This window comes from Caballeronia jiangsuensis, from assembly GCF_046030135.1.
GTDB classification, from domain to species: Bacteria; Pseudomonadota; Gammaproteobacteria; order Burkholderiales; family Burkholderiaceae; genus Caballeronia; species Caballeronia jiangsuensis.
In genome coordinates, this window is record NZ_JAQQDB010000005.1 from 52,887 (window position 1) to 68,148 (window position 15,262).

General features: G+C 63.9%; 13 protein-coding genes, 1 tRNA gene and 1 riboswitch. Of the genes, 3 read left to right on the forward strand and 11 right to left on the reverse strand.

From position 1 onward, the window contains the following. Positions 1-76: 76 nt before the first annotated feature. Complete coding sequence (locus tag PQR08_RS06775) at positions 77-1,333, forward strand: metallophosphoesterase family protein (RefSeq protein WP_250484107.1); 1,257 nt, start codon at positions 77-79, stop codon at positions 1,331-1,333. 3 nt (positions 1,334-1,336) lie between these two features. Then, positions 1,337-4,804, forward strand: a complete 3,468-nt coding sequence (locus PQR08_RS06780) for an ATP-binding protein (protein ID WP_408161133.1) — start codon at positions 1,337-1,339, stop codon at positions 4,802-4,804. On the opposite strand, the gene PQR08_RS06785 is transcribed toward PQR08_RS06780, so the two are convergent. The 11 genes from PQR08_RS06785 to PQR08_RS06835 all read right to left on the reverse strand — a co-directional run bounded on the left by PQR08_RS06785 (position 4,792) and on the right by PQR08_RS06835 (position 13,554). Then, entirely contained in the window at positions 4,792-5,616 is an 825-nt protein-coding gene (locus tag PQR08_RS06785; protein ID WP_408161134.1) for an SIR2 family NAD-dependent protein deacylase, read from the reverse strand. The two genes, PQR08_RS06780 and PQR08_RS06785, sit on opposite strands and share 13 nt — an antisense overlap. Beyond that, the gene (locus PQR08_RS06790) at positions 5,613-6,698 is read right to left on the reverse strand and encodes a helix-turn-helix transcriptional regulator (protein WP_408161135.1); all 1,086 of its coding nucleotides are present in this window, start codon (positions 6,696-6,698) and stop codon (positions 5,613-5,615) included. The genes PQR08_RS06785 and PQR08_RS06790 overlap by 4 nt, the downstream gene beginning before the upstream one ends. Before the next feature lie 147 nt (positions 6,699-6,845). Continuing rightward, a tRNA-Lys gene (locus PQR08_RS06795) sits at positions 6,846-6,921 on the reverse strand. Between the two features lie 144 nt (positions 6,922-7,065). Continuing rightward, positions 7,066-7,815, reverse strand: coding sequence for a tol-pal system protein YbgF (gene ybgF, locus PQR08_RS06800; protein ID WP_187606017.1), 750 nt, complete (start codon positions 7,813-7,815; stop codon positions 7,066-7,068). A gap of 36 nt (positions 7,816-7,851) precedes the next feature. Then, positions 7,852-8,358: a peptidoglycan-associated lipoprotein Pal gene (gene pal / locus PQR08_RS06805; protein WP_035500712.1), complete on the reverse strand. Its 507-nt coding sequence runs from the start codon at positions 8,356-8,358 to the stop codon at positions 7,852-7,854. A 55-nt stretch (positions 8,359-8,413) separates the two neighbouring features. Beyond that, positions 8,414-9,706: a Tol-Pal system beta propeller repeat protein TolB gene (gene tolB, locus PQR08_RS06810; protein ID WP_408161136.1), complete on the reverse strand. Its 1,293-nt coding sequence runs from the start codon at positions 9,704-9,706 to the stop codon at positions 8,414-8,416. 120 nt (positions 9,707-9,826) lie between these two features. Next, on the reverse strand, positions 9,827-10,921 hold the full coding sequence (tolA, locus tag PQR08_RS06815) for a cell envelope integrity protein TolA (RefSeq protein ID WP_408161137.1): 1,095 nt from the start codon (positions 10,919-10,921) through the stop codon (positions 9,827-9,829). Beyond that, positions 10,918-11,361: a protein TolR gene (gene tolR / locus PQR08_RS06820; protein ID WP_035500719.1), complete on the reverse strand. Its 444-nt coding sequence runs from the start codon at positions 11,359-11,361 to the stop codon at positions 10,918-10,920. The genes tolA and tolR overlap by 4 nt, the downstream gene beginning before the upstream one ends. 14 nt (positions 11,362-11,375) lie before the next feature. Further along, positions 11,376-12,053, reverse strand: a complete 678-nt coding sequence (tolQ, locus tag PQR08_RS06825) for a protein TolQ (RefSeq protein WP_061121284.1) — start codon at positions 12,051-12,053, stop codon at positions 11,376-11,378. Positions 12,054-12,218: 165 nt separating this feature from the next. Next, the gene (gene ybgC, locus PQR08_RS06830) at positions 12,219-12,668 is read right to left on the reverse strand and encodes a tol-pal system-associated acyl-CoA thioesterase (RefSeq protein ID WP_408161138.1); all 450 of its coding nucleotides are present in this window, start codon (positions 12,666-12,668) and stop codon (positions 12,219-12,221) included. A gap of 139 nt (positions 12,669-12,807) precedes the next feature. Beyond that, positions 12,808-13,554, reverse strand: a complete 747-nt coding sequence (locus tag PQR08_RS06835) for an SDR family NAD(P)-dependent oxidoreductase (protein WP_238212746.1) — start codon at positions 13,552-13,554, stop codon at positions 12,808-12,810. Positions 13,555-13,748: 194 nt separating this feature from the next. After that, a riboswitch (ZMP/ZTP riboswitch) is annotated at positions 13,749-13,847 on the forward strand. A 166-nt stretch (positions 13,848-14,013) separates the two neighbouring features. On the opposite strand from PQR08_RS06835, the gene glyA reads away from it, so the two are divergent. Further along, the gene (glyA, locus tag PQR08_RS06840; RefSeq protein WP_238212744.1) at positions 14,014-15,261 is read left to right on the forward strand and encodes a serine hydroxymethyltransferase; all 1,248 of its coding nucleotides are present in this window, start codon (positions 14,014-14,016) and stop codon (positions 15,259-15,261) included. The last annotated feature ends 1 nt before the right edge of the window (position 15,262 follow it).

The window sequence follows — 15,262 nt, forward strand, 5'->3', positions numbered from 1 at the left end:
CGCGATGTGTCCGGATCGGCTGCTATGATCGTCGTCCCATCGTCCGGGCAGAAAGACATCCTTTGACGGAGACAGCATGCGCTTCATTCACGCCGCGGATATTCACCTCGATAGCCCGCTGCACGGCCTTTCCGCCTACACGGACGCACCCGCCGACATGCTGCGCAACGCCACGCGCGAAGCCTTTTCGAAGCTCGTGTCGGTGGCGGTCGACGAACAGGTCGATTTCATGGTGATCGCCGGCGATCTGTACGACGGCACCTGGCGCGATCACAACACGGGCATCTTCTTCTGCCGCGAAATGGGCCGCCTGCGACGCGCGGGCGTTCCTGTCTACGTGCTGTTCGGCAATCACGATGCCGAAAGCGAAATGACGAGCCAGCTTCAATTACCCGACAACGTCCACACGTTCTCGACGAGAAAGCCGCAGACCTTTCGCATCGACGCACTGAAGGTCGCGTTGCACGGTCATAGCTTCAAGGAAAAAGCGGTCACGACGAATCTCGTCACCTCGTATCCGGCTCCTGTCGCGGGGTACTTCAACATCGGCGTGCTGCATACCGCGCTCGAAGGTGGCTCGATGCACGCGAGTTACGCGCCGTGCTCCGTCGCTGAATTGCACGCGAAGGAATATCACTACTGGGCGCTCGGCCACGTCCACGATTACGCGATCTGGCAGGACGCATCGACCATCGTGTTTCCGGGCAATCTGCAAGGACGCAACATCCGCGAGACGGGCCGGCGCGGCGCGGTGCTCGTCACGGTGTCGGACACGGAAGAGGTGAGCGTCGAGCGGCTTTTCATCGACGTGCTGCGCTGGGAAGCGGTCACGGTGGATGCATCGTCGGCGAGCACGCTCGATGAAGTCGCGCTCGCGGTCGGACGCGCACTTGAGGCGCTCGTCGAAGCGGCGGCGTCGTCCGTGCCGCACGCGGTGCGCGTGACGATCACCGGCGCAACTGGCGCGCACGGCGAACTGTTCGGACTGGAGACGCAACTGCGCGCCGAAGTGCTCGCGCAGATCGCAGCGATCAGCCACGACCGTCTGTGGCTCGAAAAAGTGAAGATCGCGACCGAGCCGCTCGCGCACAGCGAACCGTCGACGGGCCGCACCGATGCGCTCGCCGATCTTCACGGTCTGCTGATCGAAGCCGAATCCGACCCGGAGTTTCTGAGCATGCTGAAAGATAGACTCATCGCGCTGGCATCGCAGGCTCCGAGCGAATTGCAGAAGTCCGTGCCCGAGCTCGAATACGTGCGCAACGGCGAACTCGCGAAGCTGGTCGGCGAAGTGCGCTCCGGACTGATCGCGCAACTGGCGGACGCGGAGTAAGCGATGCGCATCGGCACGCTCGAACTCATTCGCTACGGCAAGTTCACCGATCACGCCGTCGAGTTTCCGGCGGCGGAACATGACTTTCACTTCGTCGTCGGTCCGAACGAGGCCGGCAAATCGACCATCAAGAACGCGATTTCCGAGTTGCTCTTCGGCATGCCGCACAGCTCGCCGCTCGCGTTCGTGCATCCGCAGAGCGACTTGCGGCTCGGCGCGTCGATCGAAACGGGCGATGAAGCCTTCGCGTTTCATCGCACGAAGAGCCGTAAATCGTCGCTCAGTGCGCCGAACGGCGACGCGCTTCCCGCCGACGCGCTCGCGACGTTTCTCGGCGCGGCCGACAAGAGCTTCTTCGAGCAGATGTACTGCCTCGATCACACGGCGCTGATTCGCGGCGGACAGAGCATTCTCGACGCGTCGAGCGATGTCGGGCAGGTGCTGTTTCAATCAGCGGCAGGTATCGCGAGCTTGGGCGACGTGCGCCAGCGTCTCGCGGACGAAGCCGACAGCCTGTGGGCGAAGCGCAAGTCGGGCTGCGCGTACAACATCAGCCGGAAGCAATACGACGAAGCCACCGACGAACTGAAGCTCGCTAGCGTGCGAACCGCGAAGTGGACGCGCGCGCATGTCGCCGTCGAAGAGGCGGAGGAAAAGCGCCGCGAACAGGACGCACATCGCGCGGCACTCGAAGCGCAGCGCGGCAAGCTGGAACGTGTGCGGCGCGTCGCGCCGTTTCTGAACGTGTGGCGCGAGAAGGCGGCGGAGTTGCGCGAACTGGGCGAAGTCGTCGATTTGCCCGCGAACGCCGAGGCGACGCTGCAAAACGCACTCACGCGGCTCGCTACCGCGCAAGGCGCGCTCGACGTCCACGCGAAAGCAGCCGGGCAATTGCACGCCGAACTGAGCGCGATTCACATCGATCACGCGCTGCTCGCTGCACAGGCACGCATTCGTGCGCTCGACGCCACGCAGCAGCGCTGCACGCATCACGCGACCGATATTGCCCGGCTCGAACAGGAAGTCGCGATGCGTCTGCGCCAGATCGCGCAGGACGGCGCGCAACTCGGCTGGCCGCACGACGAAGCGGACGTGCGCCGCACGATGCCCGGCGCGCTCGCGCTCCAGACGGTCACGAGCCTGATGCTCGAACGCGGCGAACTCGAACTCGCCGCGCGCAACGCGGATCAGGCCGCCGACGAAAGCGCCGCGCAGATCGACACGCTGAAAGCGAAGCTCGCGAAGCTCGCGGCGATCGCGGGCGGCGATGTGCCGCCGGGTCTGCGTGCCGCGTTGCGTGCCGCGCAAAAGTATCGCGATTCGGACGCGGCGAAAGAGCGCCTCGAAGACGCGACGCGCGACGCGCAGCAGACGCTCGACGCGGGCATCGCCTCGCTTGGCCGATGGTCGCGCCCGATCGCCGAATTGAAGTCGATGACGCTGCCGGCGGCCGAGCGCATTGCCGCGTTGCGCACGCAGCGTCAGGAACTCGCGTCGCGGCTGACCCTCGCCACGGATCGCGCGAAGGAAGCGCAGGACACGCTTCACGCGACGCGCAGCGAACTGGATGCGCTCGTCGAAGCGCACGATGTCGTGACGGGCGATCAGGTTCATGCCGCACGCGCGTCGCGCGATGCGGCGTGGACCGCGATCCGGTCCGGCGATATCGCGCTCGATGAAGGCGCGTCCGGTTTCGAAAGCACGATGCACGCGGCCGACGACCTCGCCGATCGTCAGCTTGGATCGGTCGGTCACGCGACGCAGCTCGCGGCGCTGAAACGGCGCGTCGCGAGCGAGGCATCGACGCTCGCGCGGCGCGAGGAAAGCGTGCGCGAAGCCGAAGCGGCGCTGGCGACATTCGACGACGCGTGGCGCGCGCTCGCCGCGCAATCGCAGATCGCGGACATGCCGCTCGACGATGCGCCGTCGTGGATCGCCGCGCGCGACAAGGCGCTGCTCGCGGCGCAGACGCTCGACGCGCGCACCGAGGAACTCGCGCGCGAATCCGCCGATGCCGATACGCGCCGCGACTTGCTCGCGCGGCATCTTTCGGAGGCGGGCGCGCACACCGATGCGAACGCCGCTCTCGGCATGCTGTGCGACATGGCCGAGGCGCATATCGCGGCCATCGACGAAGCCACGGTGACGCGCCGCAATGTCGCCGCGCAACTCGATGAAGCTCGGGTTGAACAAATCGCGCGGCAGGGCGTCGCGAAAGCGGCCCGCGAATCGTACGCGCGCTGGCAGCGCGAGTGGTCGGCGGCCATCGCGAAGGCGGGCCTTGCGAACGCGTCGGATTCGCTGGCCGCGGCCGAAGCGGCCATCGATATCGTGAAGAAGATCGGCGAGCAATTGACGCAGATCGAAACCACGCGCACCGGCCAGATCGACGCGATGCGCGCGGCGCTCGCCGCACTCGACGCCGATGCGGCGCAGCTCGCGCGCGAACTCGATGAATCGCTCGCGACGCAAGGCGCGAAGACAATCGCGACGGAACTGTCAGCGCGCCTCGATCGCGCATCCGCGGCGCATGCCGAGCGGGAGCGATTGAAGAAGGCGCATGCGTCGGCGAGCGAGCAGGTGAACCAGACGCGTGCCGACGTCGAACAGGCGAAGGAGACGCTGCGTCCGCTCTATGATCTGGCCGGCGTCGATACACCGGACGTGCTCCAGGCGCTGATCGCGCAATCGCAGAAAAAGCGGGCACTGATCGCGGCGGTGGACGACGCGCGCGCCGCGCTCATCAAGGGCGGCGATGGCCTGTCGCTCGACGAGCTCGTCGCGGAAGTGGAGGGCGCCGACATGCCGAACGTGCCGGCCGAGCTTTCGCGCATCGGGGCGGCGCTGTCCGAGTCGGTGCGAATCGCGAACGAAACCACGACCGCGTTCGATGCCGCACGTCGCGAACTCGACGCCATTTCGGGCGAAGCGAATGCCGCGCGCGCCGAAGCGAAGCGCCAGGAAGCGCTTGCCGCAATGGCCGATGCCGCCGAGCGCTTCGTGAAAGTCGAGACCGCATCGACGCTGCTCAAGTGGGCGATCGATCGCTATCGCGAGCGTCGGCAGGGCCCGATGCTCTCACGCGCGAGCGCGATCTTTTCGGCGCTCACGCTCGATACCTTCTCGCGGCTCGTCGTCGATTACGACCGGCAGCCGATGGCGCTGTCGGCGGTTCGTGCGAGCGGCGAACATGTCGATATCGCAGGAATGAGCGAGGGCACGCGCGATCAGTTGTATCTCGCGCTGCGGCTGGCGGCGCTGGAAGAGCATGGTGAGAAGGCGTCGGCGCTGCCGTTCGTCGCCGACGATCTGTTCATCAATTTCGACGATGGCCGCGCGCGCGCCGGGCTGCGCGTGCTCGCGCAGATCGCGAAACGCACGCAGGTGATTTTTCTGAGCCACCACGATCATCTGGTCGATATCGTGCGCGACGTGTTCGGACCGCAGGTCAACGTGCGTTACATGGGCTGAAGCATGCGGTCGAGGCGCATCAGCGTCTCGCGCGCGCCGCCGGCGATGCCTACGCCCGAGCCCGGCGCAATCGCGTGCTCGCGCGGATTGATGCGGATGACGCGCGGCCCGTTGCGCTCGCTGAAGCGCCGGACCGTCGGCAGCGCACGGCCCGCGCCGAGTTCGACGACCACGAGGTTTTCCACGCCATGCAGCCACGCGGCCAGCCTCTGCTCCTGCCGCGCCGAATGCGTGTCGATCCAGTTCCAGTCGCCGAACATGAGGATGTTCGGACGCGCGAGCGCGTGGCAATGCGGACAGCGCGGCATCGCGTTGACGAGCTCGCAGCGCGTCTCGTCGACGATCGGATCGAAGCTGTCGGCGGACCAGATGTCGTTCGTGCAGGCGTCGATGCATTGCAGTGAGTCGATCGCACCGTGACACTCGGCAATGCGTTCGGGCGCGAAGCCCGCGCGCTGGAACTGGCCATCGACATTGCTCGTGAAGACGAACGCGCCGTGCGACATGCGCGCGGCCCAGCGCTTCAGCACATGAAAGCCGTCATGCGGCGCGGTCGCGCGATACAGCGCGAGCCGATGCCCGTAAAAGCCCCACGCGAGCCGCGGATGGCGAACGAAGCCTTCGGGATTCGCCATCTCCTCGAACGAAAATCCGTGATGCCGCAACGCCGGATAGGCGCGCCAGAAGCCTTCGGGACCGCGATAATCCGGCAGTCCGGAATCGACGCCCATACCTGCGCCCGCGGTGATCAGCAGGCCGTCGGCATGACGAATCCATTCGGCTGCTTGCTCGAAAAACGCGGCGTCGTTCATTGCGCGTCTACCTGACCATAGCGGCTCGCGAGCTTGCGATAGTCGTCCGCGAATTCATCGCGCAGACCTTGCGGCGCGAGAATCTCGACGCCCGCCCCCAGCGCGCGCAGCCACCAGCGCAGCTTGAGACTCGGCGTGACCGTGCCCGTGACTTTCATGCGGCCATCGGGAAGGGCGTCGATTTGCTGATCCTTCGACATCGGCGATTCGCGCAACTGATTGCCCGCATTGCCTTCGAAGGCGAGTTCGAGCAGCACGGGCGGCTCAGGCAGAAAGTCGAAGACCTGCTGCGTTTCGATGTACTTGCGCAGCTTGAAATCTTCGGGGTACGTGAAGGATTCGCCGGACTCCGTCACCGAGCGAATGCGATCGAGCCGATAGAGCGTGCGCATCCATTCCGTCTCGCCTTTCTCCGGACGCGGCGCGCGATTCGGATCTTGCGCGACCATGTACATCACGCCGGCCGATTCGACGAGCGCGAGCGGCCAGAGTGTTTTCGTCTTCGGATCGTTGCCTTGTTCGGGCTTTTGCTCCGCCTTGTATGCGGGGCGATACTGCACGAGCAATTCGCGCTCGAAGAAAGTGGCGGTCGCGACGGTCTGAAAGATCTCCGGCCGCAGCTTCGGACGAATCAGCGTGAACGAGCCGTCGACGGAATCGATCTTGTCCGCCCACGCGCGATAGATGCGGCTGTCCGCCTTTTCCTGCGACAGCCGCGATTCGGCCGCTTTGAAGAGCGGATCGATGTCGCGCGTCACGGCGTTAGGCAGCTTGTTGCCCGCGAAGCGCTGAAGGATGTGGAACGCCACCGCTTCCGACGCGCTCATCAGGCCGCTGACGCCTTCCTGCAGGCCGTGCAGCCACGGCTTGCGCTGCCACAGCAACTCGCGGCCGTTGAGCATCGACACAACGCGCGCATCGGCTTCGAGCGCGGTCAGATGGCGCTGCACCTTCTTCGTATAGCCGACGCGATGGCCGCGCTCTTCGAGACGCCTGCGGATTTCGGGCGTCGAGAGCCAGGCGGTCGCGTCCCGTTCGGTGGGCAACACGCGGAGGATGGCTTCGTCGAGGCTGGAGGTCATAGCGCGCGGGGATAGGCGGGAATGACTCCGATTATAGGAAGGGTTGAGACATTTCGTGTCTCGATGCGCGGGACATGGACCGGCTTGCAGCGAAGGCACAAAGACAAAAAGCCCAGTCGCAATGACTGGGCTTTCTGCCTGATTCTTTGGTAGGCCGTACGGGATTCGAACCTGTGACCAACGGATTAAAAGTCCGCTGCTCTACCAGCTGAGCTAACGACCCGAAAGAGGCAAAATTATAATCTCAAATTCCGAGAACCGTCAACCCGGTTCGTCGAAGGACAGCCTGATTCTCGAAAGAAAAACGCCCGCGGCTTCATTGCCCGCGGGCATTCTCCTCGAGAGGCGCGAAACGATGACGCTTCGCTTACTTCACCTGCGACATCTTGCTCTGCGCGGTCTGCGCGACTTCCGTACCGGCGTACTGCGAGATGATCTGTTGAAGCGTCTGCTTGGCAGCCGCCTTCTGACCTTGCTCGATCTGGTTGTTCGCGATTGCGAGCAACGCCTCGGGCGCTCGCGGATGCGTCGGATAGCTCTTCACCAGGTCTTGCCAGATCGCCGTCGATCCCTTGTAGTCGCGCTGCGCGTAGAGCGCATTGCCGAGCCAATACCGCGCCGTCGGCTGATACGGGCTCTGCGGATACTTCGCCACGAACGCCTTGAACGACGCCGCGGCATTTTTGTAGTCACCGTTACGGAATTGAGTCGACGCTGCGTTGAACGCTTCCGTCTCGCCGGGCTGCACCGAACCGGTTACGCCGTCGACAGTCTCTTGCTGCGGCTCGAACTTTTTCAAGCGCGCGTCGAGGTCGGCGTAATAGTCCTTCTGCTGCTTTTGCAGCGTTCCGACCTGATTGGCCAGATCCTCGTTCTGGCCGCGAAGCGTGGCGACCTGCTGATTGAGCTGGTCGATACGGTTCGATTGATCGAGGATCGTGCGCTGGGCCGCCTGCAACTGACTGGACAGGCTGTCAGTTTTCGTGCGCAGATCGAGCACGGCTTTACGCGCTTCGGTGTCGTCGAAGACGCCGGCGTGCGCGGGCACGCTCAGCATCGTCGAACCGAGTACGCACGCGGCTGCGGCCAGGCGCAGCAAGGGAAAGCGAGACAACATAGGGCGACTCACCCGTGACTGGTTACGTTAAGTTGATTACTGCTGGTACACGAGGTCCGCACGGCGGTTCTGTGCCCACGACGATTCGTCGTGACCCGTTGCCGTCGGCTTTTCCTTGCCGAGGCTCACGGCTTCCATCTGCGTATCGGCGACGCCCATCAGCGACATCGCGCGACGCACGGCTTCCGCACGCTTCTGGCCGAGCGCCAGGTTGTACTCGCTCGTGCCGCGCTCGTCGGTGTTGCCCTGGATCAGCACGTGACGCTCCGGATGGCTCTTCAGGTACGACGAGTGTTGTTGCAGCAGCGGCTGATAGTCGTCCTTCACGGCGTAGCTGTCGAAGTCGAAGAAAATGCTGCGCTTGGCGAGCGGGCTGTTCGGGTCGTTCAGCGGGTCGATGTTGACCTGCTTCACGTCCGTCGGGTTCGGCTGCGTGCCGACTGCACCCTTGTTCTGGCCTTCGTCGAGCTTCACGCCCGAGTGACACGCCGCCAATGCGCCGACCATCGCAACTGCCAGGCCGATACGAAGTTTCGACATCATGGTACCTCTCCTTGTGTTGTAGCTGAACGTTGTTTGTGAAACGTTATTGCTGGACTTATTGCATGAACGGACCCCAGGACGGCTCGCGCACCACACCGCCCTGTACGGACAAGACTTGCCGCGTACGACCGTCGGTCGAAACGGCTGCCAACACGCCACGTCCGTTCACTTGGGTGGCGTAGAGGATGTACTGACCATTCGCCGCGAAGCTCGGCGATTCGTCATGCGTCGTGTCGGTCAGCCCCGTCGCCGTGCCGGACGCGAGGTCCTGCAGATACAGCTTGAAGCCGCCGCCAGTGCGCGAAATGTACGCGAGTTGCTTGCCGTCCGGACTCACGCGCGGGCTCGTGTTGTACGCGCCTGCAAACGTGACCCGCTGGGCCGCGCCGGCGCTTTCACCCGCCGCCGGCATCTTATAGATCTGCGGTTGGCCGCCGCGATCGCTCGTGAAATAAATCGAGTTGCCATCAGGAGAGTAGTACGGCTCGGTGTCGATGGAACTGCCTTGCGTCAGACGGCGCAGGCCGGAGCCGTCTGCGTTGACTTCGAAAATCTGCGTGTTGCCGGTGCGCGAGAGCGCGACCGCGAGCTTGCGGCCATCGGGCGACCACGCCGGGGCACTGTTGTTGCCCTTCTGATTCGACACGACCACGCGACGTCCCGTCGGCAGATCGTGGATGTACACCACCGGCTTCTTCTTTTCGAACGACACGTATGCGACCTTCGTGCCGTCCGGCGACCACGCCGGCGAGATGATCGGCTCCGGGCTGGACAGGGCGATCTTCGCGTCCTGTCCGTCCGAATCCGAAATCTGCAATTGATAGCGGCCGCCCGTCTGAATGACATAGGACAGACGCGTGGCGAACACGCCGCGGCCGCCGAGCAGCTTCGCGTAGATGTAGTCAGCGATCTTGTGCGCGCTGATGCGCAGGCCGCTTTCGGCGCTGACGAGCGACAGGCCGCCGAGATTCTGCTGCTTGACGGTGTCGTAGAGGCGGAAGCGCACTTCGTACTGGCCGTTGGGCAGCTTGTTCACGCTGCCCGACACGAACGCGTCCGCGCCTTTTGCCTTCCAGGCGCCGAGATCGACGGAATCGGTCTCCGACACCGGCGTGCCGCCCGCGTCGATATTCGTGAACTTGCCGCTTCTCTGCAGATCCTGGCGAATGATCGCGCTGACCTGCTGCGGAGAACTCGCTTCATTGGCGAAATTGGCTGTCGCGATCGGAAACTGGGTCGAACCGACGCCGGTCACGAGTACGTTCAACTGGGCGTGTGCGGCGGTGCCGGCTGCGATCAGGCAGGACGCGACCAGCGTTTTCAGGCCAAGCTTCGTCATCAAACTCATGCTGTATAGGTTCCAGATAAAAGCGTTTTCAAGTGTCCGCGGACTGCAGAACAGACCCGCGCTCGCACAATTCGTTCCCGCTGCTTAATGCCGGCTTACAGTGCGGCTTTTCAAGCACGATCAGCCTCCTGCGGGACGCAGCGTAATCGTGAAACGGTCGGGAGCCTTGCCGTCGATATCCACCGGCATCGGATCCGAGCGCTGCACTGCGCGCAGGGCCGCCTGATCCCACTGCTCGTTGCCGCTCGAGCGGGTGATGGTCGCCGACAGCAGCGTGCCCGTCGGCGAGCAACGCACCGACACGACAGTCTCGAGCCCGGCTGTTTCGCCCGCCCACACGATATTCGGCCGCACGCGTCGCTGCACCTTCTCGGCGTATCCCGGCGAGGTCGCATTGCCGCCCGCGCCCTTGCCCGTGCCGCTCTTCGCGAGGCCTTCGCCGCTGCCCGCAGTTCCCCCGCCCAACTGACCTTGCAGTTGCGCGAGACGCGCCTTGCGCTCGGCATCGACCTTGGCCTTCGCTTCCGCATCGGCCTTGGCTTTCGCCTGCGCAGCCGCCTTCGCCTTCGCGTCGGCTTCAGCCTTGGCCTTGGCTTGTGCATCGGCCTTCGCCTTGGCTTCCTGCTGTTCCTTCTGGTCCTTGAGCTGTTCCTGCTTCTGCGCTTCGGCCTGCTGTTGTTGACGCTGCTTGTCTTGCTGCGCCTTCTGTTGCTGCTGCTTCTGCAGTTCGGCCTGACGCTGCTGCTCGATCTGCTTCTGCTTGTCCTGCATGGCCTTCTGAGTAGCGGCCGCGGCAGCGAGTTGCTGCTGGCGCTTTTCTTCAGCTTCCTGACGCGCCTGTTCCTGCTGACGGCGCTGCTCGGCCAGCTGCGCTTCACGGGCGGCAACTTCCTGCTGCTTGCGTTTTTTCTCCTGCAACGCGATATCCGCGTCCTCGTCCTTCGCGGGCGGCGGCGCGGGCTGCACCTTCACCGGCGTGGGCGGTGGCGGAGCGGGGCGGGGCGTCGGCGCGGACGTGTCCGGAATCTCGGTCCAGATTTCCGCTTCCGAGCCCGCGGGCGTGTTGTTCTGCCAGTTGATGCCGTGGTACAGCAGCCAGCCGAGCAGCAGGTGCATCAACGCCGCGAGCGCGAACGCCTTGCCCGTGCCACGCTCGCGCGGCGGGCGAATCGGTCGCGCGGACGATGCGCGTGTCTGCCTGTGCAAAAGGGTCATTGCGATTTGACGAGCAATCCGACGCGCTTCACGCCGCGCGCCTTCATATCGGACATCACGTTCATCACGACTTCATACTTCACGGTCTTGTCCGCCGCGATCACGACGGGCTGATCCGGATGCGATTCCTGACGATTGAGCACGAAGGTGTTCAGCTCTTCCTTCGACATCTTCTGCTCCTGCGTCGCGCCGCCTTCTTCCTTGTAGCGGACGTTCATGCTGCCGTCCGCCTTGATGTTGATGACGAGAGGCGGCTGCTGCTCCTGCGGCTGCGCATTGCCGACCGTCGGCAAATTGATGATGGACGGCGAAACGAGCGGCGCCGTCACCATGAAGATGACGAGCAGCACGAGCATCACGTCGATATACGGCACGACGTTGATATCGGACATCGCGCGGCGCGAGCTGCCGCGCATGCTGGAACGAATGGGGCCTGCCATCGCGGACTCCTTGCTTAGTGCGCCTGACGCTGCAGAATGTTCGAGAACTCTTCGATGAAGGTTTCGAAGCGGATCGCCAGACGGTCGATATCGTGCGCGTAACGGTTGTATGCGACCACCGCCGGAATCGCGGCGAAGAGGCCAATCGCGGTCGCGACGAGCGCCTCGGCGATGCCCGGCGCCACGTTCGCGAGCGTCGCCTGCTGCACGTTGGCGAGTCCGCGGAACGAATTCATGATGCCCCAGACGGTGCCGAACAGACCGATATACGGACTCACCGAGCCGACCGACGCGAGAAACGCGAGATTCGCCTCGAGCACGTCCATCTCGCGCTGAAACGCGGCGCGCATCGCGCGGCGGGAGCCGTCGAGGATCGCGCCCGGATCGGTGATGCGGCGCTCCTTGCCCTTCAGAAATTCGCGCATGCCGGATTCGAAGATACGCTCCAGCGCACCGATGGTGTGGCGATTATTCGCCGCGCTCTGATAAAGCGCCTGCAGGTCGCCGCCCGACCAGAAATCGCGCTCGAAACGCTCGGTTTGCGCCCGCGCGCGACGAATCGCGAACCACTTGCGAAAGATGAAGGTCCACGACAGCAGCGACAGCAACAGCAGCAGCGCCATCACCGCCTGCGCGAGCAGGCTCGCGTGAATGACGAGAGAAATGATCGACAGGTCTTGTGTATTGTTCATAAAGGTCCGCTGTTACGTCCCGCAAGGGGCGTCCGCTCAAAGCATCATGCTTTCGTGAAAGGGATGTGAATCAAACGAAAGCCGCGCCTTGACCGGCTCATGCTCGTTAGTGCTTCCTCTGTTACCGATGCCCTGGTTCGCTTCGGGGTGCGATGTGTTCATCGTTCAGGCCCGATCCGGATTCGCGCCGCATGACGCGGTGACGGGCGCGGCGTTTGGGCCGCGCTTCAACCCGTCGAGCACGCCGTCGGGAATGGCGGCCGGACGAATCGACGCGCGATCCACCGCAGCGACGCGAATGTCGCCGCTCGCGAGCAGCACGCCGTCGCGCCACGCTTCCTGATGAAAATCCACCGATGCGCGTCCGAGCCGCTCGATGCGGCTCACGACGCGAATGACGTCATCCAGACGCGCCGGCGACGCGTATTCGACGGACGTGCGTCGCACGACGAACACGATGCCGTTCGACTCTGCGAGACGCTGCTGGTCGATGCCGCACGCGCGCAGCCATTCGGTGCGCGCCCGTTCGAAGAACTTCAGGTAGTTCGCGTAGAAGACGATGCCGCCGGCGTCGGTGTCCTCGTAGTACACCCGAACCGGCCAATCGAAAGTCAACGAATCACTCACCTTTGCGCCGCTCCGCTCGCGCGGAGGCTGATCGGCCCGCTCCGGCTCGCTTTTTGACAAATATTCATCGGCGGCATTTTACCGGAACCGGAAGCACGACTGCCAAAACCTTGGGCATATACCCGAATCAGCCGCGGTGAATTTGCAACGGTGCGAAGGTCTGCGCGACCGGCATCATCTCGATTGCATTGATATTCACGTGCGCCGGACGTGTGGCGATCCAGTAGATCGCATCGGCGATATCTTCGGGCGTCAGCGCCTGCACGTCCTTGTATACGGTCGCCGCCTTGGTGTCGTCGCCCTTGAAGCGCACGTTGGAAAATTCGGTGCCGCCCACGAGCCCCGGTTCGATGTCGGTCACGCGCAGGGCGGTGCCGGCGACGTCGGAACGCAGGTTCAGGCTGAACTGCCGCACGAACGCCTTGGTCGCGCCGTACACGTTCCCGCCGATATACGGATACGTGCCGGCCACCGATCCCATATTGAACACATGTCCGCGATTGCGCTCGATCATGCCGGGGAGGATCGCATGCGTGACGGTCACGAGTCCCGTGCAGTTCGTCTCGATCATGCCTTTCCAGTCGTCGAGGTTCGCGCGCTGCGCGGGTTCGAGACCGAGCGCGAGGCCGGCGTTGTTCACGAGCACGTCGATCTGGGCGAACGCCTCGGGCAGCGACGCGATGGCGTTGCGGACCCCATCTTCATCGCGCACGTCGAGTTCGACCGGCAGGAGCGCGTCGCCGAGCTCGTTCGACAGCGCGACCAGGCGCTCCTTGCGACGCGCGGCAGCGATCACGCGATGGCCGCCCTTCACGAAAGTGCGGGCGATGGCGGCGCCGAATCCGGCCGACGCGCCGGTGACGAAAACGATCATGAGCGGACTCCGAACGGGGTGAAATGAGTAAAGCCGGAGCGCATCCGGCGACGGCGCAAAGGGTACTTCCATTGATGCGGCGCGGCAAGCAATCGCGAGCGCGAACGATCGTGCTTTAAGCGCGGTTCCAGGCGCGCCCGATCGCGCCGGAAGCCGGTTGCCTAAAGCCTGCCCGCCCATTAAACTACAACGCTCAAACCCCGCGTGACTGGCGATAGAATCTTCGGATTCAAGGTGGAGCGACCCACCAGGAAGCGCGGAGCGTCGTTTTGCCGTTCGCCTGGGCAGCTGAGATCCGCACGCCGTCGTTGCGTTGCCGGTGGCTGTCCGTTCCGCGAAACCGGATTCATCCTCTATCCGTCGCGCCTGGACTCCATCGGTTTCCAGCGTCTTTTGCGTCTGCATCAAACGTGGCGCACGCGCGATCCGGTCAACCTGTTTTGAACTCACGGAAAACGTATGTTTGACAGAGCCGAAAGTACCCTCGCCAATGTCGATCCCGAATTGCTCAAGGCGATCGAGCAGGAAAACCGTCGCCAGGAAGATCACATCGAGCTGATCGCGTCGGAAAACTACACGAGCCCGGCCGTGATGGCCGCGCAGGGCTCGCAACTCACGAACAAGTACGCCGAAGGTTATCCGGGCAAGCGCTATTACGGCGGCTGCGAATATGTCGACATCGTCGAGCAGCTCGCGATCGATCGCGTGAAGCAGCTCTTCGGCGCCGAAGCGGCGAACGTGCAGCCGAATTCCGGCTCGCAAGCCAATCAGGGCGTGTTCTTCGCCGTGCTCAAGCCGGGCGACACGATCATGGGCATGAGCCTCGCCGAGGGCGGTCACCTGACGCACGGCTCGCCGGTCAACATGTCGGGCAAGTGGTTCAACGTGGTGAGCTACGGCCTGAACGAAGCCGAAGACATCGACTACGAAAAAACCGAAGCGCTCGCCAAGGAACATAAGCCGAAGCTGATCGTCGCGGGCGCGTCGGCGTTTGCGCTGAAGATCGACTTCGAGCGTCTTTCGAAGATCGCGAAGAGCGTCGGCGCTTACTTCATGGTCGACATGGCGCACTACGCAGGTCTCGTCGCAGCGGGCGTGTATCCGAACCCGGTGCCGCACGCGGACTTCGTCACCACGACCACGCACAAGAGCCTGCGCGGCCCGCGCGGCGGCGTGATCCTGATGAAGGCCGAGTTCGAGAAGCAGATCAATTCAGCAATTTTCCCGGGCATTCAGGGCGGGCCGCTGATGCACGTGATCGCCGCGAAGGCTGTCGCGTTCAAGGAAGCGTTGTCGCCGGAGTTCAAGACGTATCAGCAAGCGGTGATCGACAACGCGCGCGTGCTGGCCGAAACGCTGGTGAAACGCGGCCTGCGCATCGTGTCGGGCCGCACGGAAAGCCACGTGATGCTCGTCGATTTGCGCGCCAAGAAGATCACCGGCAAGGCCGCCGAAGCCGCACTCGGCGCCGCGCACATCACGGTCAACAAGAACGCCATTCCGAACGATCCGGAAAAGCCGTTCGTCACGAGCGGCGTGCGCCTCGGCTCGCCCGCGATGACCACGCGCGGCTTCGGCGTGAAGGAAGCGGAAATCGTCGGCAACCTGATCGCCGACGTGCTCGACAATCCGGAAGACCAGGCGACCATCGAGCGCGTGCGCGCGCAAGTGGCCGATCTGACCAAGCGTTTCCCGGTCTACCGTTAAT

Bases quoted from the DNA above. Each gene is read 5' to 3' on its own strand.
- PQR08_RS06775 (WP_250484107.1), top strand. From the start codon at position 77: ATGCGCTTCATTCACGCCGCGGATATTCACCTCGATAGCCCGCTGCAC.
- PQR08_RS06780 (WP_408161133.1), top strand. From the start codon at position 1,337: ATGCGCATCGGCACGCTCGAACTCATTCGCTACGGCAAGTTCACCGAT.
- PQR08_RS06785 (WP_408161134.1), bottom strand. From the start codon at position 5,616: ATGAACGACGCCGCGTTTTTCGAGCAAGCAGCCGAATGGATTCGTCAT.
- PQR08_RS06790 (WP_408161135.1), bottom strand. From the start codon at position 6,698: ATGACCTCCAGCCTCGACGAAGCCATCCTCCGCGTGTTGCCCACCGAA.
- ybgF (WP_187606017.1), bottom strand. From the start codon at position 7,815: ATGTTGTCTCGCTTTCCCTTGCTGCGCCTGGCCGCAGCCGCGTGCGTA.
- pal (WP_035500712.1), bottom strand. From the start codon at position 8,358: ATGATGTCGAAACTTCGTATCGGCCTGGCAGTTGCGATGGTCGGCGCA.
- tolB (WP_408161136.1), bottom strand. From the start codon at position 9,706: ATGAGTTTGATGACGAAGCTTGGCCTGAAAACGCTGGTCGCGTCCTGC.
- tolA (WP_408161137.1), bottom strand. From the start codon at position 10,921: ATGACCCTTTTGCACAGGCAGACACGCGCATCGTCCGCGCGACCGATT.
- tolR (WP_035500719.1), bottom strand. From the start codon at position 11,361: ATGGCAGGCCCCATTCGTTCCAGCATGCGCGGCAGCTCGCGCCGCGCG.
- tolQ (WP_061121284.1), bottom strand. From the start codon at position 12,053: ATGAACAATACACAAGACCTGTCGATCATTTCTCTCGTCATTCACGCG.
- PQR08_RS06835 (WP_238212746.1), bottom strand. From the start codon at position 13,554: ATGATCGTTTTCGTCACCGGCGCGTCGGCCGGATTCGGCGCCGCCATC.
- glyA (WP_238212744.1), top strand. From the start codon at position 14,014: ATGTTTGACAGAGCCGAAAGTACCCTCGCCAATGTCGATCCCGAATTG.